The 996-nt window shown below is 63.0% G+C and carries 1 protein-coding gene and 1 pseudogene; one reads left to right on the top strand and one right to left on the bottom strand.

Annotated elements, in window-relative coordinates:
- A partial coding sequence (locus tag EN750_RS36195) for a polyprenyl synthetase family protein (protein ID WP_189526744.1) occupies positions 1-460 on the bottom strand: 460 nt, incomplete at its 3' end.
- 222 nt (positions 461-682) lie between these two features.
- Between EN750_RS36195 and EN750_RS36200 the strand changes: the two are divergent.
- Positions 683-996, top strand: a pseudogene (locus EN750_RS36200) (monofunctional biosynthetic peptidoglycan transglycosylase); the annotation flags it as partial.

Below are 996 nucleotides of genomic sequence, written 5' to 3' on the forward strand. Positions count from 1 at the left end.
TGCTGACGCTGGCCTTCGACATCATCGCCGGCAGGGCGGTCGCCTCGCCGGCGATGATGTCGAAGGCCAGCGTCAGCAAGGCATCGCCAGCCAGAATGGCGGTCGCCTCGTCGAAGGCCTTGTGCACGGTCGGCTGGCCACGACGCAGGTCATCGTCGTCCATGGCGGGCAGATCGTCGTGTACCAGCGAATAGCAATGCACGCATTCAAGTGCGGCGGCGACACGCAGTGCCGCCTCGCCATCGGCGGAAAAAAGGGCGGCACTTTCCATGACCAGGAAGGGGCGCAGGCGCTTGCCGCCGTTCAGCACGCCGTGCCGCATGGCTGCCATCAGCCGCTCAGGCCGCGCGATCTCGCCCGAAAGCGCACGGTCGTCGAGCAGCCGCCGCAGCAGCACCTCGACGGCGGCAGCGCGTCGGATGAGCGCCATTTCGAACGCCATTTGGTCGTCATTCGTCATGGCCCGGACCGGTAGCCGACACTCAGACGTTGCGCAAGAAGGCAAGCGCCATTATGCCGGAGCAGTATGAGCCCGTTTGGAAACTCTGCTCCTGCGGTCATCTGAGGGCGTTTTCTGCGCTTCCGGTGCTTGCGTACTCTAATGTACGCTCCGCTCCGGTTCTCGAAAACACCGTCACATGACTCACAGGAGCGCGTTTCAAAACGAGCTCTCTGGCATGGGTTGGGCGGCTTGGCGGAACCGATCGTCGATCATGAAACCGAAAAGCTGGACATGGCGACGAGATCGCGAGGCGTAAATCGCCGGGGTCTCAAACGCTGGGTCCGGCGCGGCATCGTCGTGGCCGCGGTGCTGGCTTTGATTCCGGTCGTGCTGACCTTTCTCTACCTGCCGTTCTTCGTGCATCCTGTCTCGACGCTGATGTTGAAGGACCTGGCGACGTTCTCCGGTTACGACCGCCGCTGGGTGTCGATCGACGACGTGTCGCCGGTGCTGGCCAATTCCGTCATCATGTCGGAGGATGGGCAGTTCTGCTT

The organism is Mesorhizobium sp. M7A.F.Ca.ET.027.03.2.1 (genome assembly GCF_003999175.1).
Lineage (GTDB): Bacteria > Pseudomonadota > Alphaproteobacteria > Rhizobiales > Rhizobiaceae > Mesorhizobium.